Origin of the sequence: Curtobacterium sp. MCBD17_028 (genome assembly GCF_003234875.1) — a bacterium.
Classification (GTDB): Bacteria; Actinomycetota; Actinomycetes; order Actinomycetales; family Microbacteriaceae; genus Curtobacterium.
On the sequence record NZ_QKTQ01000004.1, the window covers coordinates 229,081 to 251,959 of the forward strand.

At 73.1% G+C, this 22,879-nt stretch carries 23 protein-coding genes; 10 read left to right on the top strand and 13 right to left on the bottom strand.

All coding sequences use genetic code 11. The annotated features are described in order from the left end of the window. Window positions 1-65: 65 nt before the first annotated feature. Both DEI86_RS07295 and DEI86_RS07300 read right to left on the bottom strand, forming a co-directional pair. Window positions 66-833, bottom strand: coding sequence for an SDR family NAD(P)-dependent oxidoreductase (locus DEI86_RS07295; RefSeq protein WP_111013011.1), 768 nt, complete (start codon window positions 831-833; stop codon window positions 66-68). 116 nt (window positions 834-949) lie between these two features. Continuing rightward, window positions 950-1,981: a Ku protein gene (locus DEI86_RS07300; protein WP_111049158.1), complete on the bottom strand. Its 1,032-nt coding sequence runs from the start codon at window positions 1,979-1,981 to the stop codon at window positions 950-952. A 141-nt stretch (window positions 1,982-2,122) separates the two neighbouring features. On the opposite strand from DEI86_RS07300, the gene DEI86_RS07305 reads away from it, so the two are divergent. Together DEI86_RS07305 and DEI86_RS07310 are read left to right on the top strand one after the other, a co-directional pair. Beyond that, window positions 2,123-2,746: a helix-turn-helix domain-containing protein gene (locus DEI86_RS07305; protein ID WP_181439724.1), complete on the top strand. Its 624-nt coding sequence runs from the start codon at window positions 2,123-2,125 to the stop codon at window positions 2,744-2,746. Next, window positions 2,743-4,104, top strand: coding sequence for an MFS transporter (locus tag DEI86_RS07310; protein ID WP_111049160.1), 1,362 nt, complete (start codon window positions 2,743-2,745; stop codon window positions 4,102-4,104). The genes DEI86_RS07305 and DEI86_RS07310 overlap by 4 nt, the downstream gene beginning before the upstream one ends. Window positions 4,105-4,151: 47 nt before the next feature. Here DEI86_RS07310 and DEI86_RS17025 read toward each other — a convergent pair whose 3' ends face one another. Together DEI86_RS17025 and DEI86_RS07320 are read right to left on the bottom strand one after the other, a co-directional pair. Beyond that, window positions 4,152-4,520, bottom strand: a complete 369-nt coding sequence (locus DEI86_RS17025; protein WP_375342164.1) for a type II toxin-antitoxin system HicA family toxin — start codon at window positions 4,518-4,520, stop codon at window positions 4,152-4,154. After that, window positions 4,435-5,175, bottom strand: a complete 741-nt coding sequence (locus tag DEI86_RS07320; protein WP_111049161.1) for a S9 family peptidase — start codon at window positions 5,173-5,175, stop codon at window positions 4,435-4,437. Before DEI86_RS07320 ends, DEI86_RS17025 begins: the two co-directional genes overlap by 86 nt. A gap of 135 nt (window positions 5,176-5,310) precedes the next feature. Here DEI86_RS07320 and DEI86_RS07325 point away from each other — a divergent pair, with 135 nt between their 5' ends. Next, window positions 5,311-6,201 (top strand): SDR family oxidoreductase, encoded by an 891-nt coding sequence (locus DEI86_RS07325; protein ID WP_111049162.1) that lies wholly within the window; start codon window positions 5,311-5,313, stop codon window positions 6,199-6,201. 2 nt (window positions 6,202-6,203) lie between these two features. Continuing rightward, window positions 6,204-8,750 (top strand): ATP-dependent DNA ligase, encoded by a 2,547-nt coding sequence (locus DEI86_RS07330; protein ID WP_111049163.1) that lies wholly within the window; start codon window positions 6,204-6,206, stop codon window positions 8,748-8,750. A gap of 4 nt (window positions 8,751-8,754) precedes the next feature. Here DEI86_RS07330 and DEI86_RS07335 read toward each other — a convergent pair whose 3' ends face one another. From DEI86_RS07335 to DEI86_RS07350, 4 genes are all read right to left on the bottom strand, one after another. Further along, window positions 8,755-8,949: a hypothetical protein gene (locus DEI86_RS07335; protein WP_111010638.1), complete on the bottom strand. Its 195-nt coding sequence runs from the start codon at window positions 8,947-8,949 to the stop codon at window positions 8,755-8,757. A gap of 104 nt (window positions 8,950-9,053) precedes the next feature. Further along, window positions 9,054-9,995 carry a sugar phosphate isomerase/epimerase gene (locus DEI86_RS07340; RefSeq protein ID WP_111049164.1) on the bottom strand — a complete coding sequence of 314 codons (942 nt, stop codon included), beginning with the start codon at window positions 9,993-9,995 and terminating at the stop codon, window positions 9,054-9,056. Window positions 9,996-10,109: 114 nt separating this feature from the next. Further along, entirely contained in the window at window positions 10,110-10,985 is an 876-nt protein-coding gene (locus DEI86_RS07345) for a hypothetical protein (RefSeq protein ID WP_111025794.1), read from the bottom strand. 252 nt (window positions 10,986-11,237) lie between these two features. Next, window positions 11,238-12,116: an aldo/keto reductase gene (locus DEI86_RS07350; protein WP_111013001.1), complete on the bottom strand. Its 879-nt coding sequence runs from the start codon at window positions 12,114-12,116 to the stop codon at window positions 11,238-11,240. 329 nt (window positions 12,117-12,445) lie between these two features. Here DEI86_RS07350 and DEI86_RS07355 point away from each other — a divergent pair, with 329 nt between their 5' ends. Further along, entirely contained in the window at window positions 12,446-12,622 is a 177-nt protein-coding gene (locus DEI86_RS07355) for a twin-arginine translocase TatA/TatE family subunit (RefSeq protein WP_258368642.1), read from the top strand. A 24-nt stretch (window positions 12,623-12,646) separates the two neighbouring features. On the opposite strand, the gene DEI86_RS07360 is transcribed toward DEI86_RS07355, so the two are convergent. Both DEI86_RS07360 and DEI86_RS07365 read right to left on the bottom strand, forming a co-directional pair. Then, entirely contained in the window at window positions 12,647-13,354 is a 708-nt protein-coding gene (locus tag DEI86_RS07360) for a ThuA domain-containing protein (protein WP_111049226.1), read from the bottom strand. 8 nt (window positions 13,355-13,362) lie between these two features. Then, complete coding sequence (locus tag DEI86_RS07365) at window positions 13,363-14,274, bottom strand: NAD(P)H-binding protein (RefSeq protein ID WP_111049165.1); 912 nt, start codon at window positions 14,272-14,274, stop codon at window positions 13,363-13,365. A 107-nt stretch (window positions 14,275-14,381) separates the two neighbouring features. Here DEI86_RS07365 and DEI86_RS07370 point away from each other — a divergent pair, with 107 nt between their 5' ends. From DEI86_RS07370 to DEI86_RS07385, 4 genes are all read left to right on the top strand, one after another. Further along, window positions 14,382-15,119, top strand: a complete 738-nt coding sequence (locus DEI86_RS07370; protein ID WP_258372267.1) for a TetR/AcrR family transcriptional regulator — start codon at window positions 14,382-14,384, stop codon at window positions 15,117-15,119. 74 nt (window positions 15,120-15,193) lie between these two features. Beyond that, window positions 15,194-16,219: a permease gene (locus DEI86_RS07375; RefSeq protein WP_181436067.1), complete on the top strand. Its 1,026-nt coding sequence runs from the start codon at window positions 15,194-15,196 to the stop codon at window positions 16,217-16,219. Next, the gene (locus DEI86_RS07380) at window positions 16,206-17,018 is read left to right on the top strand and encodes a TIGR03943 family putative permease subunit (protein WP_111049166.1); all 813 of its coding nucleotides are present in this window, start codon (window positions 16,206-16,208) and stop codon (window positions 17,016-17,018) included. Before DEI86_RS07375 ends, DEI86_RS07380 begins: the two co-directional genes overlap by 14 nt. After that, complete coding sequence (locus DEI86_RS07385; protein ID WP_146244878.1) at window positions 17,008-18,417, top strand: hypothetical protein; 1,410 nt, start codon at window positions 17,008-17,010, stop codon at window positions 18,415-18,417. The genes DEI86_RS07380 and DEI86_RS07385 overlap by 11 nt, the downstream gene beginning before the upstream one ends. Window positions 18,418-18,422: 5 nt before the next feature. Here DEI86_RS07385 and DEI86_RS07390 read toward each other — a convergent pair whose 3' ends face one another. Together DEI86_RS07390 and DEI86_RS07395 are read right to left on the bottom strand one after the other, a co-directional pair. After that, entirely contained in the window at window positions 18,423-18,740 is a 318-nt protein-coding gene (locus DEI86_RS07390) for a hypothetical protein (protein WP_111049168.1), read from the bottom strand. Window positions 18,741-18,946: 206 nt separating this feature from the next. After that, a complete protein-coding gene (locus DEI86_RS07395; RefSeq protein ID WP_111049169.1) occupies window positions 18,947-21,139 on the bottom strand; it encodes an acyltransferase family protein in 2,193 nt (730 codons plus the stop codon). Between the two features lie 353 nt (window positions 21,140-21,492). Between DEI86_RS07395 and DEI86_RS07400 the strand changes: the two genes are divergently transcribed. Continuing rightward, window positions 21,493-22,254 carry a TetR/AcrR family transcriptional regulator gene (locus DEI86_RS07400; protein WP_111049170.1) on the top strand — a complete coding sequence of 254 codons (762 nt, stop codon included), beginning with the start codon at window positions 21,493-21,495 and terminating at the stop codon, window positions 22,252-22,254. Here the strand turns inward: DEI86_RS07400 and DEI86_RS07405 are convergent. After that, window positions 22,197-22,853, bottom strand: coding sequence for a pentapeptide repeat-containing protein (locus DEI86_RS07405; protein ID WP_111025824.1), 657 nt, complete (start codon window positions 22,851-22,853; stop codon window positions 22,197-22,199). The two genes, DEI86_RS07400 and DEI86_RS07405, sit on opposite strands and share 58 nt — an antisense overlap. Between the last annotated feature and the right edge of the window lie 26 nt (window positions 22,854-22,879).

The following is a 22,879-nucleotide window of genomic DNA, read 5'->3' on the forward strand; positions in this document are numbered from 1 at the left end:
GACCCGCGGTCAGAGCCCCGCGGTCAGAGCCCCGCGGTCAGAGCCCCGCGGTCGGAGCCCCGCGGTCAGAGCCCGACGCTGCCCTGCGAGATCCCGCCGTCGACGGTGACGGTGGTGCTCGTCATGTACCCGGCCTTGCCGGACGCGAGGAAGACGACGACCTCGGCGATCTCCCTCGGCTCGGCGAGGCGACCGAGCGGGATCGCGGCGTCGAGTTGCGCGAGCTTCTCGGCGTCCGAGGTGGTCGCGGTGTTGATCGGCGTGTCCACGGCACCCGGCGCGATGTTCACCATGCGGATGCCGTGGGGCCCGAGCTCGACGCCACCGCTCCGGGCGAGCATCCGCATGCCGCCCTTGGCGACGCAGTAGGCGAGGTTGCCCGGCATCGGCCAGTCCTCGTGCACGCTCGAGATGTTGAGGATGAGCCCGCCGCCGCCCTGCGCCACGAACTGCTTCGCCGCCGCCTGCGAGCCGAAGAACGCGCTCTTCATGTTGATCGCCATGACGCGGTCGTAGCCCTCCTCGGTCTCCTCGAGCAGGGACTTGCGGTCCTCGACACCCGCGTTGTTCACGAGCACGTCGAGCCGCCCGTAGGTGTCGACCGCGGTCTGCACCATGCGGTGCAGGTCGTCGGCCTTCGTGATGTCCGCCTCGACGCCGACGGCCTTGCCACCGGCCTGCTCGATCTTCGCGATGAGGGCGTCCGTCGCCTCGGGGTGCACGACGTAGTCGATGACGATGTTGGCCCCCTCGGCGGCCGCGGCGAGGCAGATCTGCTCGCCGATCCCGCTGTTGCCACCCGTGACCACGATCGTCGTTCCGTCCAGCAACATCTCGGTCTCCTCGTTCCGTCGAGCTGTCGAGCAGACGCTCGGACCAGCGCCGCCGAACCTACGCGCGGAGCGCTGCCGCCCGACCTCGGGCGAGGGACGGTCGGGTGAAGGACCGCTCAGCTGGCCTTCTTCGAGCGGGACCGAGCGGCAGGGGCCTTCTTCTCGCCCTTCGCACCCGCGGTCGACGACGCCTTCGCGGCGGACGTCTTCGGCGACGCCTTCGCGGCGGACGTCTTCGACGACGCCTTCGAGGCCGCCTTCCCGGCCGGTGCCTTGCGCCGCGGCTCGGGGTCGTCCTCGGCCGCGTCGTCGTCCGCCGCGTCGTCATCGGCCGATCGACCACCCCGGCTCGACCGGGAGGCGCGGTTCCGGTCGACCGACGCGCGCAACGCCGCCATGAGGTCGATGACGTCACCGCCGTCGCCCTCGTCCTCGTCCGGCTGCTCACCGAAGGTCGCGGCGGTGTCGACGTCGTCGCCCGCTTCGAGCTTCGCGTCGATGAGCTGCTGCAGTTGCTCCTGGTACTCGTCGGTGTACTTGCTCGGGTCGTAGTCGGTGGACATGCTGTCGACGAGTGACGACGACATCTTCAGCTCGTTCGCCGAGACCTTGACGTCCGTGTCGAGGGCCTTGAAGTCGGCTGCGCGGACCTCGTCCCCCCAGAGCAGCCCCTGCAGGACGAGGACGTCGTCGTGCACCCGAAGGGCACCGAGCCGGGTCTTCTGCCGGAGCGTGAACTGCACGATGGCGGTCCGGTCGGTGCGGTCGAGGGTCTCGCGGAGCAGGACGTACGCCTTGGGCGACCGCGAGTCCGGCTCGAGGTAGTAGGACTTCTCGTACGAGATCGGGTCCACCTGGTCGCTCGGCACGAACTCGAGCACCTCGATCTCGTGGGACTGCTCCTCGGGCAGCGTCTTCAGGTCGTCCGCGGTGAGCACGACCGTCTTGTCGCCGTCGTCGTAGGCGCGCTGGATGTGCTCGTAGTCGACGTCGTGACCGAGCTCGCACACGCGCTTGTACCGGATGCGGCCGTTGTCCTCGTCGTGGACCTGGTGCAGCGCGATGTCGTGGGTCTCCGTCGCCGCGTACACCTTGATCGGCACGTTGACCAGCCCGAACGCGATGGAGCCCTTCCAGATCGACCTCATGGGGCCATGATGCCCGTGCTCGGGTCAGGGCGCACCGGTTCTCCGCGGACCACCAGCGGGAGGGGATCTGAAAGGCCCTTGCAGATCAGCGGGATGGACCGTACGATCCGAAAGACTCTTTCAGACCAGGACGGAGCACACGTGGACGAGCACGAGCAGGCCGACCGGAGCCCGAGGGCGGAACACCGCCCGGACATCAGCGACCCCGCCGTCCTCGACGCACTCGCTCACCCCGTGCGCCTCGACGTCCTCGCCTACCTCATGTCCGCCGGACCCGCGACCGCCTCGGAGTGCGCTCGTGCGGTCGGGGACTCGCCCTCGAACTGCAGCTACCACCTCCGCGTCCTCGCCGCGCACGGACTCGTCGAACCTGCGCACGCCACCGACGGCCGGACACGCCCCTGGCGCGCGACGATCACCGGGTTCACGAACGACGACACCGACCCCGCCGACCGTGTCGGCCTCGACGCGATGCTCGCCGCGGCGCTCCAGCTCGACCACCAGCTGGCGCGCGAGCACCTCCGCACCCGGGACACGCTCCCCGAGGTCTGGCGGTCGGCGGACGTGCACGCCCAGTACGGACTCCGGATCACCCCCGACGAACTCGCCGACGTCGTCGCCAGGATCGACGCGATCGTGCGCCCGTACATCGCGCCGATCCGCGACGTCGCGCCCGACGACGCCGCGCACGTCCACCTGACGCTCACCGCCTTCCCGCGGCCCGGCTTCGACCCAGCCGCCGCACGGTCCGGCCCCGCCGCATGACCACCCGCACCGCACCCCGGCCGGGAGGCCCGGCACCAGGCAGCCTCGCGGGTTCCGCGCTCGCGGTCCCCGCGTTCCGACGTCTGTGGACCGCGGGCGTCGTGTCCGACGGCGGAGACTGGCTCCTGTTCGTCGCGCTGCCGCTCGTCGTCCTCCGGCTGAGCGGCTCGGCGCTGACGACGTCCGTCGCGTTCCTCCTCGAACTGCTCCCACCGATCCTCCTGGCACCGGTGGTGCCACGGATCCTCGCCCGGACCGACTCCCGGCGGCTGATGGTGACCGTGAACGTCGTCCAGGCCTGCGGGCTGGTGCCGCTGCTCCTGGTGGGTGGGAAGGGCCTGCCGGCCGGCACCGCGCTGACCGTCGTGTGCGCGGTGATCGTGCTGCAGGCGGTGTGCAGTGCGGTGTTCGAGCCCGCGAAGAACACACTGCTCCCGACGCTCGTCGGTCCCGACCGCGTGGTGTCCGCCAACGCGCTCGTCGGGCTGAACCAGGACGTCGGCCGGCTGGTCGGCGGGCCGCTCGGCGGCGTGCTCCTCGTCGTCGGGGACCTGCCGCTCGTGGCGGGCGTGGACCTCGCCACGTACGTCGTGTCGGCCGTCGTGCTGGCGGGGCTCCCGCGACCCGGGCCGGCAGTGGCGACGACGGACCACGCCGTCCGCGCGGCAGGTGCGGCCGGCGCGGCGGAGGCGGCCGGTGCGGCGGAGACGGCGGTCCGCGTCCCGACGTCGTCCGCGTCCCGGCGTCGTCCGCAGGGCCTCCTCCGCGCATTCCGCGACCCCGCCACGCGCGGCGCACTCGCCGTCGTCACGACCGCATCCATCGCCCAGGGGATGTTCGTCGTCCTCTTCGTGTTCTTCGTGCGCGACCGGCTCGGCGGCTCGGACGCCGACGTCGGCCTGCTCCGGGGTGTCCAGGCGGTCGGTGCGATCGGCGCGGGCCTCGTGCTCGCCGCGATCGCCGGTCGGGTCCGCGTCCGTCGGATCGCACTGCTCGGGCTCGTCGGGTTCGCCGGACTCACCGTCGTCGCCTGGAACGCGTCGTTCGCGACGCACGCGCTCTGGCTGTACGTCGTGCTCTTCGCCCTGGTCGGTGCTCCGGGGGTCGTCATGGGGTCCGGGCTCACGAGCCTGCTGCAGCTGGGCGCGTCGGCCGCGGCACGGCCTGCCGTGTTCGCCGCGCTCGGTCTCGGCGTCGCGGTCGGGCAGGGCGTCGGCCTGCTCGCGGCTGGAGCGCTCCAGGCCGTCGTCGGCACGATGCCGTTGCTCGAGGTCCAGGCCGGCGTGTACGTGCTCGCGATGGCGCTCGGGTTCGTGACGCTCCCCCCGGGTGCCGACGTCACCCGCAGGGAGCGTTGACCGGACCAGCGCGATGATCGGCTCGCCTCCCAGCGGGCTCGGCGACGTCAACTCCGGGAGTTCCACGGTCCACCACGCCCCGTCGGGCCGAGCCGCGGTAGGAGGATCACAGAGCCTGCGGGGTTCCGCCAGACCTCGTGACTGCCCTCGCCCTGACGGGCGATGACCCACCCGTGCTCCCGGAGGAACCGGGCCACGTCGCGGTCCTTCTGGGGTTTCGGCACCAGGCTATCTGCGGCCGTTGCCGATGCCGACACATCACATTCCACCGCGGTGTGGACGGCTGCTGCAGAGACCTCTCTGGTGAGGAACCGGATCGCTCCGCCCGCGTCAGGCTGCCGCGCGGATCTCCTCGAGCGCCGCCAGCAGCGCGGCGAAGGCCGGGTGCGCGGGGTCGATGACGTCCATGTGGTCACCGGGGACCACGCGGACCGAGGCGTCCTGTCCGGCCGCTCGCGCCGCGGCGACGTACGCGTCGGACTGGTTCATGGGGACGACGTCATCGCGGTCGCCGTGGACGATGCGGACCGGCAGGTCCGGGACGACCCGCGTCGCCGGGTCTGCCGCCGCGTACCGGTCGGGGTGGGCCGCGGACGTTCCGCCGAGGAAGTCCACCACCGCGCCGCCGCCGATGCGGTCCGCTTCGCCGAGCCGCAGGTCGAGCGCGCCGGCCAGGCTGACGGCGCCCTCGAGCGGCAGCACGGCGTCCGGGCGGGACAGCGCCCACACCGCGAGGTGACCGCCCGCGCTGTGGCCGACCGTCAGGACCGGTCCCGGGTCGACGGCCAGTGACGCGGCGACGACGACGAGGTGCTCGATCGCGGCCGCGGTGTCGTCGAGCGTGCCCGGCCAGCCGCCACCGTTCGGCAGCTGCCGGTACTCGATCCGCCACACGTTCCAGCCCCGGCCCACGAGGGCCTCGGCGAGCGGGGCGGGTCCGTCGAAGTACTCCGGGGTGCCCCGCCAGAAGCCGCCGTGGATCAGGATGACCGTCCCGCGCGCCGGGGCCTCGGCGACGTGGAACACGCCGTACTGCATGGGATCGTCGCCGTACTCGGAACGCTCTGGCATGCACACGACGGTACTCGGGGCGTGCCCTCTCCCCACCGGTCCTGCACACGCCGGAGCGCCACCCGCTCCCCGTCGTGCGACCGATCGCGCCGGAGGCTCCGAGCAGCGACCACATCCGGCGTGTTCGATGGCCGCATGAGCCAGCTCGACAAGCAGGACCCCCGGACACAGTTCCCCCAGCCCCCGTACCCGCCGCAGTCGCAGGAGCTCCCGGGCGGCACGAACGCGATGGACCCGAAGCCGGACCACGGCGAGACCAGCTACGTCGGCACCGGCCGGATGCCGGGGTACCGGGTGCTCGTCACCGGTGCCGACTCGGGCATCGGCCGGGCCGCGGCGATCGCGATGGCGAAGGAGGGCGCGGACGTCGCCCTGAACGCGCTGCCCGAGGAGCAGGAGGACCTCGAGGAGGTCCGCGACGTCATCGGCGACCTCGGACGCAAGGCGGTGATCCTGCCCGGGGACCTCACCGACGAGACCACCTGCGAGCGGATCGTGGCCGAGGCGGTCAGCACCCTCGGAGGCCTCGACTCGCTCGTGCTCGTGGCCGGCCACCAGAAGGTCAACGAGGACATCACGACGACGAGCACCGAGGACTTCGACCTGACGGTCAAGGTGAACCTCTACGCCATGTTCTGGCTCTGCCGGGCCGCGGTCCCACACATGGCCCCCGGCTCGACCATCGTCACCACCGCCTCCGTCGCGGCGTACCAGCCGCAGACCCGGCTCCTCGACTACGGCATGACCAAGGCCGGCATCATCACCTTCACGAACGGCCTCGCCGGTCAGCTCGCGAGCAAGGGCATCCGCGCGAACTGCATCGTCCCCGGGCCGATCTGGACCCCGTTGCAGCCCGCCTCGTACGACAGCGCCGAGATCGAGCACTACGGCGAGGGCACACCGTTCGGGCGGCCGGGCCAACCGGTCGAGCTCGGAGCGGCGTACGTGCACCTGGCCGGCCCCGAGTCGAGCTACACGTCCGGGTCGACGCTGACGATCGCGGGGGCGACGGGCATGGCGCTGTAGCGATGGCCGGGACGACGACGCGCGGCCGGACGATCACGGTCGGCGACCGCCGCATCACGCTGACGAACCTGGACAAGGTGCTCTACCCGGAGACGGGGACGACGAAGGGCGACGTCATCGCCTACTACGTCGAGGTGGCGCCGTGGATGATCCCGCACGCGAAGGACCGCCCGCTGACCCGGAAGCGCTGGGCGAACGGCGTCGAGGGCCCCGTGTTCTTCGAGAAGAACCTGCCTGACAGCGCCCCGGACTGGATCCGCCACCGGGTCGTCCACCACAAGGACCACGACATCGAGTACCCGCTGCTCGACGACGTCGCGACCCTGACCTGGGTCGCCCAGCAGGCCGCCCTCGAACTCCACGTGCCGCAGTGGCGATTCGACGCCGACGGCACGCCCATGCGCCCGGACCGGCTGGTCCTCGACCTCGACCCGGGCGAGGGTGTGGGCCTCCGCGAATGCGTCGAGGTGGCGCACGCGGCCCGGGAGCTCCTGCACGGTGCCGGCCTCGAACCGATGCCCGTCACGAGCGGCAGCAAGGGGATCCACCTGTACGCAGCGCTCGACGGCTCGTCGACGTCCGCGCAGGTCAGTGAGGTGGCGCACGAACTCGCCCGCGCACTCGAACAGGACATGCCGGACCTCGTGCTGTCGCAGATGTCCCGCGCCGCCCGCAACGGCAAGGTGTTCGTCGACTGGTCGCAGAACAACGGCAACAAGACCACCATCGCCCCGTACTCGCTCCGTGGCCGCGCCCAGCCGACGGTGGCCGCGCCCCGCACCTGGGACGAGCTCGACGACCGCGACCTCCGGCACCTGACGATGGCCGAGGTCGTCGAGCGCCTCCACACCATCGGCGACCCCCTGCACCCGGTCGCCGCCGCCGCGCTCGCGGTCGGGAGGCCCGACCACGGTCACTGGGAGAGCAACCGGAACCCGGACGGCTCGTTCAAGGAGGACGAGCCGAACCGCGCACACCGGACCGAGCAGCCGGGAAGCGCGGCACCGGACCGCCTCGCCACCTACCGCTCGATGCGCGACGCCTCCCGGACGCCGGAGCCCGTGCCGCAGGGCGCCCCGACCGTCCGCACCGACGGTCGGCCGACGTTCGTCATCCAGGAACACCACGCGAGCCGGCTCCACTACGACTTCCGACTCGAGCACGACGGCGTGCTCGTCAGCTGGTCCCTGCCGAAGGGCGAGCCCGAGGACCCGGGCCAGAACCACCTGGCCGTGCAGACCGAGGACCACCCGCTCGAGTACGGGGGCTTCGAGGGCACGATCCCGAAGGGCGAGTACGGCGGCGGCAGCGTCACCATCTGGGACCACGGCACGTACGAGCTCGAGAAGTGGCGCGAGGGCCAGGAGGTCATCGTCACCCTGCACGGCGTCGGCCGCGGGACCCGCCGACTCGCGCTCCTGCACACCCGCGGGCGCGGCGGGGACGAACGGAACTGGCTGATCCACCGGACGAAGCAGCAGCCCGAGGGGCTCGACCACGGCGACGCCGAGGTGGGGGCGACGTCCGCGCCGGAGTCCCCCCGGTCCTCCCGACCGCCCGCGGCGACGGCGCCGCCAGCGGACACCGACGCGACCGAGCGGTTCCGTCCGATGCTCGCGAGCCCGGCGAAGACCCCGGGCGCGCTCACGCCGGACCGGTGGGCCTTCGAGATGAAGTGGGACGGCATCCGTGCGATCGCCGAGGTCCGCGACGGACACGTCCGCCTGACCAGCCGGAACGGGAACGACCTGACGAGCCAGTACCCCGAACTCCGCGCCCTCGCCGACCAGGTCGGGGTCGACGCGGTCCTCGACGGCGAGATCGTCGCACTGGACGACCGTGGCCGTCCGGACTTCAGCGACCTCCAGAACCGCATGGGGCTGTCGCGTGCCCGGGACGTCGAGCACGGGATGCGCACCACCCCGGTGCGGTTCGAGGTGTTCGACGTGCTCGAGGCGGACGGGCACGACCTGACGCGCGTTCCGTACGACCACCGCCGGGAGGCACTGGCCACCGTCGTCGAACCCGGGGGCCCGATCGACGTCCCCCCGGCCGTCGACGGAAGGCTCGACGACGCCATGGACGAGAGCCGTCGCCGCGGCCTGGAGGGCGTGGTCGCCAAGCGACGCGACTCCCGCTACTCGACCGGCCGCCGCTCCGATGCCTGGGTGAAGATCAAGCACCACGCCACGCAGGAGGTCGTGGTCGGCGGTTGGAAGCCCGGCACCGGACGCCGCGCGGGCGGGGTGGGTTCGCTCCTCCTCGGGATCCCCGACGGGGACCGCCTGCGCTACGTCGGCAAGGTGGGCACCGGGTTCCGGGACCGCGACCTCGACGAGATCGAGGCGGTCCTCGGCCCCCTGGCCCGCGCCGACCCGCCCTTCGCCGACGTGCCCCGGGCGGACGCCCGGGATGCGCGATGGGTCGATCCCGTCCGGGTCGGCGAGGTCGAGTTCGCGGAGTGGACGAACGGCGACCGGCTGCGGCAGCCCTCGTGGCGGGGATGGCGGACGGACAAGGACCCCGGGGACGTGGTCCGCGAGTCCTGACGGGTCAGGCGCCGGGCGCGGGTTCCTCCGCAGCGGCACCGCCACCGGTCACCGGCAGTCCCGAGTCGTCGCCGGTCTGGTCGTCCTCGGTGGGCTCCAGCCGTTCGGCGACGAAGTGCTTCGCGTCGTCGATGGCGTCCTGGCTCCGCTGCAGCGGGCGCTCGTCGGCCTGCTCGGCGGGGTGCTGGTCGTCGCTCATGTGGGCCTCCTGATCGTCGGTCTGGATCCCCGTCGACGCTACGCGGGCCGACACGGCCGTGCCCGTGTCGGCGCGCTCGGGCGCGTCGGACGAGCGCGCCCGCCTCAGATCGGTGTGTACGGCAGGTCGGCGTCCACCGCCGAGGCGGGCGCGGACGACGAGGGCATCGGTGGCGCGGCGGGCGCCCCGATCGCGTCGGCCGCGTCGAGGACCGCCCGGCTCGCCGCGGCCGCCGTCCGCAGGGCGTCCGCGGCGGACATGCCGTCGGTCACCGCGGTCCGGACCTCGACGCCCCAGGGCTCACCGTGGCCGAGCTCGCGGGCGACGTGCACGAACGCGGGGAGGTCCCCCAGCCCGCCACCGGGGAGCGCGCGTCGGTCTCCGGCCCGTGTCGACACCGAATCGGGGCCGGCGGCGTCCGAGAGCTCGACGGCGAACAGGAACGCGGGGTCGATGGCGGCGCGGAGGGACGCGACGGTGGAGCCGCCGGCGACGGCGTGGGCGATGTCGAGCACGAGGCCACCGTTCGGGTGCCCCGCCTGCTGGACGAACCGCGCCGCACGTTCCGTGGTGCCGAGGTTCGACGTCGGGGCTGCCGACAGCACGACCTGCGCCCCGACCTGCTCCGCCTGTGCGGCGAGGGCGAGCCAGTCGTCGGCCATCGTGGTGGGGGAGGTCATGGGCGTCGTCGTGTCCGCGGCGACGACGATCTGCGCCGCCCCGAGCGCGGCCGCCGCCTCGAGCACGACCATCCGGTCCAGGTCGCTCACGGCGCGTCGGTCCCCCGTCGTCCACCAGTCCTCGAGCGTCCCGAGCTGGACCCAGACCAGGCCGACGTCGTCGAGGACCCGGCGCAGTGCCTCCAGGCCGATCGTGACGCGCGTCTCGTGGAGGTCCTCGAGTCCCAACCCGATCCCGGAGAACCCGGCCCGGGCGACCGCCCGGATGCGCTCGGCGACGGGGAGCGCGCCGAGCGCGTCCGTCCCCGAGCGCGCGTCCGCGACCGCGGGTGCCCAGCACCGCGCGAGCAGGTCGTGTTCATCCATGTCGACCCTCCGTCCGTGCGCCTCCGGCGTCGTGGCCTTGCTACTCCCCACGCCTCGGGAGCACCCCCAGGAGCCGGAGCCGCTGGGGCGGCCGGAGACGACGGGGAAGGCGCCTCACGGCAGCACGATGCGGAGCACGCCGGGTCGACCCGCCGGCACGACCGTCAGTCGCACGCCGCCCGCGTCCGCGAGGAACACCTCGTCGGCGCCGGGAGCACCGATCGACGCGGTCCCGTCGGCCCCGACGTGCCAGGTCTGGTCCGCGCTGCCGTCCGGGTCCCGCAGGTCGACGACCGGGTTCGCCCACGGGCTCGACGGGCGCATGCGCGTGAGGCAGCGTCCGGCGTCGTCGTGGATCGACCCGATCGCGTCGGCGACCGGCCCCGGGTCGAACGGGAACCGGAAGCACGCCGCTGCCGCCAGGGCGTCCGCGAGGGGCCCCCGTGCGGCGACGACGCCGTCGGGCCCGATCGCGACGTGGACGCCGTTCGCGTCGTCGCGGAGCACGAACGGGCGCGGGCGCGGCGGTTCGACCACCGTGAACACGCCCCGACCGGTCGAGCCGGACGCCGTGTGCCGTCCGACGACCGCGAAGACGCCGGGCACGGTCCCCGCGCCGAGACCGGCGCAGCGTGCCATGCCGGCCGCGTCGGTCCGGAGCGTCCGGATGGTGGCGCCGTCCTCGAACGTGGGCCCGGCGCCCTCGACCACGGCGAGCACCTCGGCTTCGACCGGGACGCCCTCGCGGGTGAGTCGCAGCGCCACGTCGCTCAGGTCGGCTCCGGTCGGGCGGGTGGTCGGCTCGGGGACCATGACGTCGAGCGTGTGCGCCGGGCTCGACGCGTGGGCCGGCGTCGCGACGACGACGCCGATGGCGGGGAGGCCCCAGGCGGCCCCGAGGAGGAGCCGACGTCGTCCGGGCTCAGGTCGTCTGCGGGTCGCGGTGACGGCGTCCGCGTCCGTGTCCGTGTCCGTGTCCGTGTCCACCATGTCGTCCCCCTCCGTCCCCGGCTCCCCCGCCGGGCATCGACGCTGCAGCGCCCTCCGCGCCGGCGGGACGTGTCTAGCGGACGGCGCGCCACGCGGCGTCCGGGCGCACGCCACGGCGGCTCGGCACGCCCCGCCGCTCATCCACCGGTTCACCCGACGGGTGACGCAGTGATCCGGGCCAGGACGACGGACGGGAGGGACGGGGCGAGCCGCCACCGTCCCTCCCGTCCGTCGTCCTGGAGCGGAGCGCGCTTACGCGCCGGCCTTCGAGAGGGCCTCGAACTCGTCGTCCGTCAGGTCGATGAGCGCGCCCGCGAGGTTGTCCTCGAGGTGGGCGACGCTCGACGTGCCCGGGATCGGCAGCATCACCGGCGAGCGCTTGAGCAGCCACGCGAGCGCGAGCTGCGACGGGGTGGCGTCGTGCTGCTTCGCGAGCTCGGACAGCGGGCTGCCCTCGCCCGAGAGCTGCCCGGTCGCCAACGGGAACCACGGGATGAACCCGATGCCCTGCTCCTCCGACCAGTCGAGCAGTTCCTCGGAGGACCGGTTCGACAGGTTGTACAGGTTCTGCACGGTGACGATCGTGGCGATCTCCTGCGCCGCCTTCACCTCGTCGACACTGACCTCGCTGAGGCCGATGTGACGGATCTTGCCCTCGTCCTGGAGCTTCGCCAGCTCGCCGATCTGGTCCTCGAGCGGGACCTTCGGGTCGATGCGGTGCAGCTGGAAGAGGTCGATGCGCTCGAGGCCGAGGCGGCGGAGGCTCATCTCGGCCTCCTGGCGCAGGTACTCCGGGCGACCGACCGGCGGCCACTCGTTCGGGCCGGTCCGGGTGAGGCCGGCCTTCGTGGCGATGACGATGTCGTCCCCGTAGGGGTGCAGGGCCTCGCGGAGGAGCTCCTCGGCGACGTACGGACCGTAGCTGTCCGCCGTGTCGAAGAAGTCGACCCCGAGTTCCACGGAGCGCTTGAGGACGCGGATCGCCTCGTCGTGGTCCTTCGGCGGTCCCCAGACGCCGGGGCCGGTCAGCTGCATCGTGCCGTAGCCGAGGCGGTGCACCTCGAGGTCACCGCCGATGCGGAAGGTGCCGCTCGCTGCGGCGGGGCGGTTCGAGTCGGTTGCGGTGGTCATGCTCGGGGGTTCTCCCTCTCGTCGACGGTCCGGGTGCTCCGTCGTCGACGGACGCCCCGGGGGTACCGCGGTCCGGTGTACTCCTGGTGCACCGTCCGTGCCTGGGGCAACGTGTCGCCCGTCGGTGCATTCCCCGGGCGCGAGCCGCGCGTGGCGGGTGAGACGGCCGAGCGGGCGGCTGCCGACGGTGGTGACCGGGCAGGTGATCTCCTGCTGCTGACGCCCGGACCCCCGGCAGAACGCCAGGCGCGGCCCCAGGGCGGACCTACCGTCGTGCAGGACCCGGCGCGACCGCCGCGTCCGCTGACCGGAAGGGAACGCCTGTGTTCATGGGCCTCACGGGACTCCACCTGCTCATCATCGTCGGCGTGGTGGTCCTGCTGTTCGGCGCCACCCGGCTGCCTGCGCTCGCGAAGGGCCTCGGCGCGTCGCTGCGGATCCTCAAGCAGGAGAGCCGGGCGGACGACCATGCCGAGGTCACGCCGCGGGACGAGGACGGGGCCTGACCGCTCCCTGCCGCCGCCCGTTCGTCACCGGCTCGCCCACCGGATGCCGCGCTCGACGATGGTCCGGACGCTCGGGTGCGCGAGGACCTCGGGGTCGTGGCCCGGTGTCGCGACGAACACCCGTCCGGCACCCCACTCGCGGGTCCACACCGCGGGACACGTCACCGGTCGGTGCCACGGGTCGCCCGGCCGCGCCGCCAGGGTCGTCGTGGCCAGCACGTCCGAGGCGCCGTCGGTCAGCACCCAGTACTGCTCGGTGGTCAGCGTGAAGTCGTCGAGCCCGGCGACGATCGGGTGGTCCCGGCGATCCGGCGCGATGACGATCTGGTGCTCGATGAAGAAGTCGGCGCCGTCGTCCCGCCGATCAGCGACCGGTTTGCCCGGGTGCGTGGCGAACTGCCCGCCGACGAGGTGCAGGTAGTCGGCGCTCGCCCGGAAGGAGTCCACGACGCCGCCGTGCCAGCCCGCCAACCCCGTGCCCCGCTCGACGGCGGCGGCGAGGCCCCGGACGGCCGCATCACTCGCGGTGCCCATCGACACGCACTGCAGGACGAGGTCGACCGCAGCCATCACGGACTCGTCGGCGTAGACCTCCGGGTCGTCCTCGATCCGCACCTCGTACCCCGTGTCGCGGAGGAACGGGAGGAACGCGTCCGTCGCCGCGACGGGATGGTGGCCGGGCCAGCCGCCGCGGACGACGAGCGCGTGCTTGGTGACGTCGATGTCGGACATGGTCCCGATCATGGCCTGCCCGGACGGATGGCGTCCGTCCCGGGCTCTCCCGTCCTCGCGCACCGACCGGTGACGACCTCCCGGAGCACGTCCTGCGCGGACCTCGGCGCGCGGCCCAGGAGCTCCCCGAGCATCGGGTCCGTCCCCGCGAACCACCCCTGTTCCGCCGCCAGGTACATGCCGAGCAGGAACCGCACCATCGGCTCCTGCTGTCCACCGGCCACGGCACGCTCGACCCAGACGTCGTCATCGACGACCTCGAACCGGACCTCGTTCCCGACGAGGTCCGAGGCGGACCGGGTGAGGTCGGCGAACGTCGGCGCCTCCGGAGCGGTGATGGTCACGGGGCCCTCGACGGGTTCGTCGAGCAGCAGGATCGCTGCGGCCGCCTCGGCCGCGTCCTCGCGCGCGGTCCACGACACCGGACCGTCGGCCGGGATCGACACCACGCCGGTCCGCTGCCACGGTCCCAGGAGCCACTGCAGGCTGTGGGCGTAGAAGCCGTTCCGGAGCGACGTCCAGGGCAGCCCGGACGACGCGAGCATGTCCTCGGTCGCAGCGTGGTGTCGCGCCGGCACGAACGGCGACGCTGCTCCGGCACCCTGATGGCTGGTGTAGAGCACGTGCCCGACCCCGGCGGTGATCGCTGCCTCCACGGCGTTCCGGTGTTGGCTGATCGTGTCGCCCGCCGGGTCGTTCGACGAGACCAGGAGCAAGTGGTCCGCGCCGGCGAAGGCCGCCGGCAGCCCCGCCGGATCGTCGTAGTCGCCCTGGCGGACCGTCACGCCGCGCTCGGCGAAGCGTGCGGCCCTCGCCGGGTCGCGCGTGACGACGGTCAGTTCCGACGCGGGGAGGTGCTGGAGCAGGTGGTCGACGGTCGCGCCGTTCAGGGCGCCGGTCGCCCCGGTGATGGTGATCATGGTGGATCCCTCTCATATCGATGGAAACGCTTTGTTAGTATCAGTGGAAACACCACCACCGTAGCAACAGGATCACGTCGGAAGCAACGGCGCGTTATCGTCGATACGTGGACGACGCCCCCGAGCCCCGCCTCGACGTGCGGATGCGCATCATGACCGCAGCCGCCGAGCTCCTGCACGACGAAGGCGCCGTCGCTGTCACCACGAGAGCGGTGGCCGAGCGAGCTGGCGTCCAGGCTCCGACGATCTACCGGCTCTTCGGCGACAAGGACGGGTTGCTCGACGCGGTCGCCGAGCACGCGATGACCACGTTCAGCGCGACGAAGGCGGCAGCCGTCGACGCGGTCACCGGTGTCGACCCCGTCGCGGACCTCCGCGCGGGGTGGGCGATGACCATCGCCTTCGGACTCGCCAACCCGGACCTGTTCGTGATCATGAGCGACCCGCGTCGAGGGCGGGACTCCCCCGCGGTCGCCGCCGGGATCCGGCTGCTCGAGGAGCGCCTCCGTCGGGTCGCCGCGGCCGGGAGGCTCGCGGTGCGCGAGCGGGACGCGGTCCGGCTCATGCACGCGGCCGGCTTGGGCGCCGTGCTCGCCATCCTGGACGAGCCGGCGGACGAGCGCGACCCGCGGTTGGCCGACGTCGTCTTCGACGCCGTCATGACGCAGGTCCTGGCTCCGGAGCCGGCTGACGAGGGTCCCCGAGGCACGTCCGGTGTCCGGACCGCCGCCATCACCCTCCGCGCCTCCATCGACGAGCTCGGCGCACTCTCGTCGGCCGAACGGGGCGTGCTCGCCGAGTGGCTCGACCGGATCGTCGACCACGACCCGCCCACGTCGCGGTAGCACCGGGCCGGCCGGAGTCCGGCCCGCCCGCGGTTCTGCCGAGCCGGGATGGCCCGCCTGCCTATCCTGACCCGGTGACGAGTTCCCCCGTCCGCGTCCCCCGGTCGCGGTCCCGGTCCCGGGCCGGCTCGGGCCCCGTGCTCGTGCTCGTGCTCGTCGGTGCGCTCCTCGCCGCGCGGGTGGTCACCACCGGCGACAGCACGGCCGGGCTGCCCGACGAGCTGCAGGACTTCCTGACGCTCGCGATCAGCGTCGTGGTCGAGTCGCTGCCGTTCGTGGTGCTGGGGATCCTCCTGTCCATCGTCGTCGAGGTGTGGGTGCCGCACGGCGTGCTGGAACGGGTCCTGCCGGCACGCCCGGTCCCGCGTCGGGCGGTGATCTCCCTGATCGGCATGCTCTTCCCGGTGTGCGAGTGCGGGAACGTCCCGTTGGCGCGAGGGTTGATGCTGCGCGGGTTCTCGCCAGCGGAGGCGACGACGTTCCTCGTCGCGGCGCCGATCCTCAACCCGCTCGTCATCGTCAGCACGGCGCAGGCGTTCGGGTGGTCGGGATGGATCCTGCCCGTCCGGATCATCGGCGGCTTCGTCGTGGCGAACGTCGTCGGATGGGTCGTCGCAGCGCACCGCCGACCCTCCGAGCTCCTGGTGCCCGCGTTCGAGGCCCGGTGCCGTGTGGAGGCCGGCGGGCAGGCGCGTGGGAGCCGGTGGGCGGAGAGCGCATCGCACTTCGGCGGCGAGACGGCGACGATGATGCCCGCGCTGTTCGTCGGGGCAGCGGTCGCCGCCGCGATCCAGGTCGCGGTGCCCCGGAGCACGCTCATCGCGATCGGCAGCGACCCGGTGCTGTCGGTCCTGGCGATGATGCTGTTGGCGATGACGGTGTCGCTCTGCTCGAACGTCGACGCCTTCTTCGCGCTCTCGTTCGCCTCGACGTTCCTGCCCGGGTCGATCACGGCGTTCCTGCTCATCGGGCCGATCATCGACGTCAAGATGATCGCGCTGCTCCGCACCACCTTCCGCACCCGGTTCATCGGCACACTCGCCGTCATCTGCGTCCTGTTCGCCGCATCGGTGGGGTTGGTGATGGATGTCCTCGTCTGAACGTCGACGGGTGCTGTTCGGGCTCGGCTCGGTGCTCGCGCTCGCCGTCGCCACACTCTGGCTCGGAGCGGCCGGTCATCTCGACCTCTACATCAATCCGCGGTACGGGGTGTTCACGATGGTGCTCGCCGCCATCGCGGTCGTCGCCGCCGCGGCCGGTCTGTCGGCGGTCGCACGGCAGAGCGCGCACCCACACCTCGAACGGGGTCATGGGCACGGGGACGACGTGACGGTCGTGCCCGACGGCAGCAGCGGGCGGGGTGCTGCACGGTCCCTGCGCGTCGTGGCGGTCGCCGTCGCAGTGGTCGTCACGGTCGGCATCAGCACGGCGATGTTCGTGCTCCCGCCGACGACGCTGTCGGCGCGGACGGCCCAGCAGCGCAGCGTCGACTCGGGCAGCCTCTCGACCGCCACGGGCTCCGGCGGCGCCGTCGCGTTGCTCGGCAGCGGCTCCGTCGACACGTCGGAGTACGGCGTGAAGGACTGGGCCGCGCTCATCCGTCAGACGACGGACACGAGCGCCCTCGTCGGGAAGCGCCTCCGCCTCACGGGGTTCGTCGTGCCCGACACGGACGGCGGCTTCACGCTGACCCGGTTCGTGATCAGCTGTTGTGCCGTCGACGCCCAGCCCGTCGGCGTGGGCGTGGTCACGGACGGATCCGTGCCGGCGGCGAACCAGTGGGTGACGGTGTCCGGCGCGCTCGCGGCGAACCCGGACGCCGGGTCCGACGTACCGCTGGTGATCCGCGCCGCCACGGTCGAGCAGGTGCAGCGACCATCGGATCCGTATGAGTACTGACGTCCGCGGTACTCCTGCCCCCGGCCGCCCCCTCCGACGCCGTTTCGTCGCGGTCGTCGCGGTGCTCGCGCTGATCGGAGCCCTGGCGGCGATCGTCGGGTCGCATCAGGGCCCGCGCCTCCGCTCCGTGTCGTACTCGGCGACCGACCTCGTCTCCCGTCCCGCGCAGCGCCTGATCCTCACCGCGAACCAGGCACTGCAGCGGGTCGCACCGTCCGACGTCGTCGTGTCCCCCGCCGCAGCGCACACGGTGACCTCGAGCGGGAACACGGTCGCGGTGCAGTTCGACGGCCCGTTGGCGTACGACCGCACCTACGCGGTCGTCGTGCGGCACGTCCGGGCGCCGGGGCAAGCCGCGACGTCCGACCTGCGCACGACCATCCACACGGGCACCACCGACGTCCTCGCGCTCGTCCCGGGCACGAACGGTGCACACGATCGCATCGTCAGCCGTGGCCTCGCCACCGGGGGCACGGACACCGTGTTCCAGGGCACCGGCATCACCGGGTTCGCACGCCTCGCCCGGTCCCTCGTCGTGCTCAGCGACACGGCCGACGGCACCTCGAGCATCGACATCGTGCCGCTCGCCGACGGGCGGCAGGACCCGGCCGTCCCGGTCGAGCACATCACCATGCCCAGCGCACGGGGGCACGCGTCGGCGCTCCACGCCGCCGACGACGGCGCGTCGTTCGGCTTCGTGTACGCCGACACGACGACGGGTCGCTCGCAGGACGTCGGGCTCTACGACGTCGACCTCACCGGCACGCACATGCCGACCGCGATCGCGGCGGACGGGAGGCCCACCACGGGTGCCACCCCGATGACGGTGCGCCAGTGGGCGTACGTCCCGCGGACCGAGAGCGCGCTCGTCAGGACGACCGATGACAGCCTCGTGCTCGTGGACATGAGCGGACGGACCGACGCTGCGCGGCTCGGGTCCGCGACGTACGTCCACGGCTTCGTGGGAGCCGGCACGACCGCCGTCGTGGAGGCCGGGGACGCCATCGTCCGGCTCGACCTGACCGACGGCGACCGGGCCGCGCTCACGGCACCGGCCGCGAGCACCAGGGCGCGGTACCTGGGGCGGATCGCCGCGCTCACGGACTCCTCCTACGTCCGCCTCGTCGGCGACGTCCGCGCGGACGGGACCATCGCCGCCCGACTCGTCCGCGTCGACGGGGAGCACGTCTCGGACCTGGAGGTCCACATCCCGTCCGACGCCAGCGTCACCGCGGTCTGTCCCTCACCGAACGGTCAGTTCCTCGCGATCACCACGCGGGCGGCCGACTCGTCGTTGGTGAGCGTCGTCGACGCCACGTCCGGCGCCCTCGAGGCGAGCCTCGACGGCGTGACCCTCGACTGGTGTGCCGCGCTCCCCTCCGGCGCCGACGCCGGGTGATCGGGTCAGCACGGGCTCGTCCCTCCGCCCGCCAGGGCTGCGGTCCTGGCGGTGATGTCCGCCACGAACGCTCTCGTGTCTGCCGCGAAGGGGCCGTCGAGGTCGTCGCCGAGTTCGTCGTCGTCCGCGTCGAGGACGAGCAGCGGACGGCCAGACGCCACGTGCACGCTCGTGGTCGTCCCACAGCCGCATCGGTCGAACGTGGGGACGTCGACGCGATCGGTGCGGGCGTTCCGAGCGAGTGCATCGGCGTAGTCACACACGGTGCGAGCAACGGCGTCGGCCACGAGGATGAACACCGGCCCGCGGACGAGGTGCTTCATCGCGCTCGCCCGTCCGTCGCCGCGCCGCTCCGGGTCTCGGACCGATCGAGGACGTGCGAGGGATTCGTGCTGAACGGCAGACGTGCCATGCCGACCTCCGGCCGTGGGTGAGAACGTCACCCTTCGGCAGCGCTGGACGTGATGGGCTTTCATGCCGCTCCACGTGACGGTATCCCTGCTCCCTGACCGCCCCGCCGGTCCGGGCGTCATCGGCTCTGCTGCATCAGCGCAGCACGGAGCACGCGCGCCAGGGCGACGGAGTAGGCCACGGTCAGGTGCCCGCCGTCCGCGCGCACGACGATCCCGCCGACGGCCGCCGGGCAGCGCATCGCACGATCGCAGAACCACGAGGCGGTGTCCACGAAGGAGGCCCGCGGCACGTCCGCCAGCGCGCGCCGCTCGGCCGCTCGCTTCGGCGCCCACGTCGCCGGTGGCGTCGACAGGCAGGTCGCCGGGCCGGCGACCCGGACCGCGCAGGCGCTGACGGGCGTCCCCTCCGGTGGCGACCCGAGCAGGACGACCCGGGCGCCGTCACCCGTCAGGCGCCGGGCGAGGAGGCGCGTGCCGTCGCTCCACACACGACCCCGGGCGGCGGCGGGCTGCCGGTCGTACCCGCCGGCGGCGGAGGACGCGACCACCAGGTCGGGCCGGAGCCGATGGACCTCGGCGAGCGCGGCCTCCCGGGCGGCGTCGCACGAGGTCGCGAAGGCGGGGCGGCGGCCCGCGTCGGTGGTCGTCACGATCGATGCCGGGCAGCTCTCCAGGCCGATCCCGACGACGCGCCAGCCCCGACCGCGGACGGCGTCGACGATGCCCGGCAGCCAGCTGATGGCGATCGAGTCGCCGACCACCACCAGGGTCCGCGCAGCGTGACCGTCGGAGAACGTGCAGCGGGTCGCCGCAGCGGTCAGCGTGCTCGGCGTCGTCCCCACGGGGTCGTTGAGACATCCGTCGGCCTGCAGCCGTCGAGCCGCCGCGGCCGCCGCACTCACCCGGTCCAGGTCGGGGACGGTCGCGCCCCACGCGCCGTCGTCGACCGCCGCGCGCACCGCCCGCTGCAGCGCGGTCGCGGATCGGAAGGACGCCACGTGCTGCGGGCCCGGGTCCGGCAGGTCGTCCACGCCCGTCAGGCGCCCCGGCGCGACGAACTGCGCGGCCGACAGCGCGAGCACGAGCGCGGAGACGAGTGCGACGACGAGCGTGCCACGGGTGGTCCGCAGCCGACCCGGCTGGGCGCGCACGGGCCTCCCGGGCGTGGCGGGACGGGGGCCGGGGCGTGTGCGCCCGTACCGGAAGGGACGCTCGACGAACCGGACGGTGAGGACGGCGAGCACCAGGGTGATCCCGAGGGCGACCGTGGGCACGACGGCTCGGCTGCGTGGTGCGACGGCGTGCAGGAACGACCACACCGGCAGGTGCCAGAGGTAGAGCGCGTAGGACCAACGGCCGACCGCTCGGCTGACCGGGTTGGTGAGCACCGCGAGCACCCGCGACGCTGCGGTCGCGCCGCAGAGGACCACCCCCGCGGCGCCGAGGACCGGGAGCGCGGCGGCCGGTCCGGGGAACGGCATGCTGGGGGTGTCGACGGCCCCGGCCAGGAGCACGGCGGCCAGCCCCGCCGCGGTCACCGCGCTCGCCGCGCCGACACCGAGCCGAGCGGCGACGCGTGGCTCGACCACCGCCGCGGCGGCTCCCACACCGAGTTCCCAGGCGCGTGACTCGAACGAGAAGTACGACCAGTCGGGCTTCGCCCGGGTCTCCCAGCAGGCGATCGCGAACGACACCGCGCAGCCCACCCCGAGTGCGATCGACAGCACTCGGTCGACGATCCGCTCGCTGGTGCCGCGATCGGCGAGGACACCGGGACGCCGGGACCGGCGGCGTCCGAGGGCGACCGCGCCGACGACGACCCACGGCCAGAACACGTAGAACTGCTCCTCGACCGCGAGTGACCAGAAGTGCTGTAGCGGCGAGGCCGCCCCGCTGTCCCCGAAGTAGTCCGTGGCGGCACGGATGAGGTGCCAGTTCTGGACCATGAGCATCGAGGCGACGCCGTCCCACGTGACCGCGCTCGCCCGCGCCAGGTGGTCGACGGCCCAGGCCAGGGCGACCGTGACGAGCACGGTGAGCGCCGCGGCCGGCAGCACGCGCCGTGCCCGCCGGAGCGCGAACGCGGCGAGGTCGACCGTGCCGGTCGCACGGGCCTCCCGGAGCAACCCCGCCGTGATGACGAACCCGGAGACGACGAAGAACACGTCGACCCCGACGAACCCGCCGACCGGTCGACCCAGCACGTGGGCCGCGACGACGAGTGCGACCGCGATGCCCCGGAACCCCTCGATGTCCGGACGGAACGGCGCGGTGCCGACGTGCCCGGAGGGATCCACAGCACGACGCACGGCAGCGATGCTCCGTCACGACCGGGAGGCCCGGCGCGGCTCCGCCACGGATCGCGCGTCCCGAGGACGGGGGCGTCACCCCACGGTTCACCCGGCGCGCTCGACACCCGTCCCCGCGCGTACCGAACACTCGGACGGCGCGCGCGGGGCGGGGCACCACGACCGCCGTGGACGTCCCCCCACTGGTACGTCCACGCGGTCCCGCAGCTCTCGGGTCGAGCCGCTGCGTGTCCTGGAAGGATTCCACAGGACGGTCGTCCAGGGCAATCCTCCGTGGGGATGATCCCGTCCGAGCGCCCACCCAGTTCGGGGGACCCTGCCGCGGCGGCCGTCGCCGCGCTACCGTTCTGCCCATGGGCATCCGCGAGGACCAGCGACGTCGCACCCGGTGGACGATCCTGCTCGCGGCGGCCGCCGAGTTCGAGGAACGGGGGTACGAGGCCACCTCGTACGCATCCGTCGCCGCCCGCGCCGACGTCGCGAAGAGCCTCGTGAGCTACCACTTCGCGTCGAAGACCGACCTGGTCGACGACCTGTTCGCGATCGCGTACGAGAACGGTGTGTTCGCCGCGGCCCCGGTCGACCTCGACGCACCCCTCGACGAACTCGCGCGGTCGACGGTCCACGTCGCGATCCAGGAGGAGTCGAACGTGATCGCGCGGGCGGCCATGCGCCTGCAACGTGAGGCGCCGCTCATCCCGACACGGATGCCCCCGCCCTACCTCGGCTGGGTCGGGCGCTGCCGGAACGCCCTGACCCGCGCGATCGCCCTCGGGCAGCTCCCGGCGTGCATCGACGTGCCGTTCGAGGCCCGCATGCTCGTCGCGCAGTTCGCGGGCGTGCGCGAGGTCACGACCGCGCTCGGCGACCACGAGGGGTTCGCCGCGAGCGCGGCCGTCGGGACCCTGGACCGCTTCGCGACGATGGGCGCGTCGGCCGACGCGCTCCTGCGGGCAGCGGGTCGTTCCGCCAGCGCGATCCGGGAGGCCGGGCTCACCGGCGCGGACCGCGTCGCCAGCCGGTACGAGCACGTGGGCAGCGGGCAGGGGCGCTCGGCTCAGTCCACGACGACCCCGAGGGCGCGAGCGAACGAGGTCGCCAGCAACGCGGACTGAACCTCGGACACGGTCGCACCGCGGAGCGCCGCCGCGTCCGCCACGACCGCGACGTCGGCACCTCGGAGGTCGACGTCCCGGAGCCGGGACCCCGCTGCGGAGAGCTCGTGGATCCGACAGCCCGGGAACGCGACGCGGTCGGCCACGACGCCGCCGAGGTCGAGTTCCTCGATCGTGCAGTCCTCGAACGTGACGTCACGGAGGGTCGCGGCACGCAGGTTGACGAACCCGAGCTTGGCGCCGATGACGCGGACGTCGTCGAACGTCGAGTCGTACCACTCTGCCGACCCGATCCGGCCGGACCGGATCACGACGGACCGCCAGGTGGACCGTGGCGTGCGGAACACGGGCGCGTCGAGCACGTCCACCACGGTGTCCCGGACACGCAGCATGCCGAGGTCCGCGTCGCCGGCTCGCAGCGTGCCGATGCGACACTCCTCGACGACGAGTCCGGTCAGGGCACGGTCCACGACGTCGAGGTCACGGATGTCCCGCCCCTCGAGGAGATCGCCGGGGAGCAGGACGTCGCCCCCGCCGGGCTCGAGCTCGACGGGGGCGACGTCCTCGTGTCGGGGCGGCCGGGTGCGGTGCTCGGGCATGCCCCGATCATCGCAGCCGGTCACCG

Coding starts and splice junctions, on each gene's coding strand:
- DEI86_RS07400 (WP_111049170.1), top strand. CDS start 21,493: ATGGGCATCCGCGAGGACCAGCGACGTCGCACCCGGTGGACGATCCTG.
- DEI86_RS07310 (WP_111049160.1), top strand. CDS start 2,743: ATGACCACCCGCACCGCACCCCGGCCGGGAGGCCCGGCACCAGGCAGC.
- DEI86_RS07340 (WP_111049164.1), bottom strand. CDS start 9,995: ATGGATGAACACGACCTGCTCGCGCGGTGCTGGGCACCCGCGGTCGCG.
- DEI86_RS07295 (WP_111013011.1), bottom strand. CDS start 833: ATGTTGCTGGACGGAACGACGATCGTGGTCACGGGTGGCAACAGCGGG.
- DEI86_RS07335 (WP_111010638.1), bottom strand. CDS start 8,949: ATGAGCGACGACCAGCACCCCGCCGAGCAGGCCGACGAGCGCCCGCTG.
- DEI86_RS07390 (WP_111049168.1), bottom strand. CDS start 18,740: ATGAAGCACCTCGTCCGCGGGCCGGTGTTCATCCTCGTGGCCGACGCC.
- DEI86_RS07320 (WP_111049161.1), bottom strand. CDS start 5,175: ATGCCAGAGCGTTCCGAGTACGGCGACGATCCCATGCAGTACGGCGTG.
- DEI86_RS07380 (WP_111049166.1), top strand. CDS start 16,206: ATGTCCTCGTCTGAACGTCGACGGGTGCTGTTCGGGCTCGGCTCGGTG.
- DEI86_RS07385 (WP_146244878.1), top strand. CDS start 17,008: ATGAGTACTGACGTCCGCGGTACTCCTGCCCCCGGCCGCCCCCTCCGA.
- DEI86_RS07365 (WP_111049165.1), bottom strand. CDS start 14,274: ATGATCACCATCACCGGGGCGACCGGCGCCCTGAACGGCGCGACCGTC.
- DEI86_RS07360 (WP_111049226.1), bottom strand. CDS start 13,354: ATGTCCGACATCGACGTCACCAAGCACGCGCTCGTCGTCCGCGGCGGC.
- DEI86_RS07355 (WP_258368642.1), top strand. CDS start 12,446: ATGGGCCTCACGGGACTCCACCTGCTCATCATCGTCGGCGTGGTGGTC.
- DEI86_RS07405 (WP_111025824.1), bottom strand. CDS start 22,853: ATGCCCGAGCACCGCACCCGGCCGCCCCGACACGAGGACGTCGCCCCC.
- DEI86_RS07350 (WP_111013001.1), bottom strand. CDS start 12,116: ATGACCACCGCAACCGACTCGAACCGCCCCGCCGCAGCGAGCGGCACC.
- DEI86_RS07345 (WP_111025794.1), bottom strand. CDS start 10,985: ATGGTGGACACGGACACGGACACGGACACGGACGCGGACGCCGTCACC.
- DEI86_RS07325 (WP_111049162.1), top strand. CDS start 5,311: ATGAGCCAGCTCGACAAGCAGGACCCCCGGACACAGTTCCCCCAGCCC.
- DEI86_RS07300 (WP_111049158.1), bottom strand. CDS start 1,981: ATGAGGTCGATCTGGAAGGGCTCCATCGCGTTCGGGCTGGTCAACGTG.
- DEI86_RS07330 (WP_111049163.1), top strand. CDS start 6,204: ATGGCCGGGACGACGACGCGCGGCCGGACGATCACGGTCGGCGACCGC.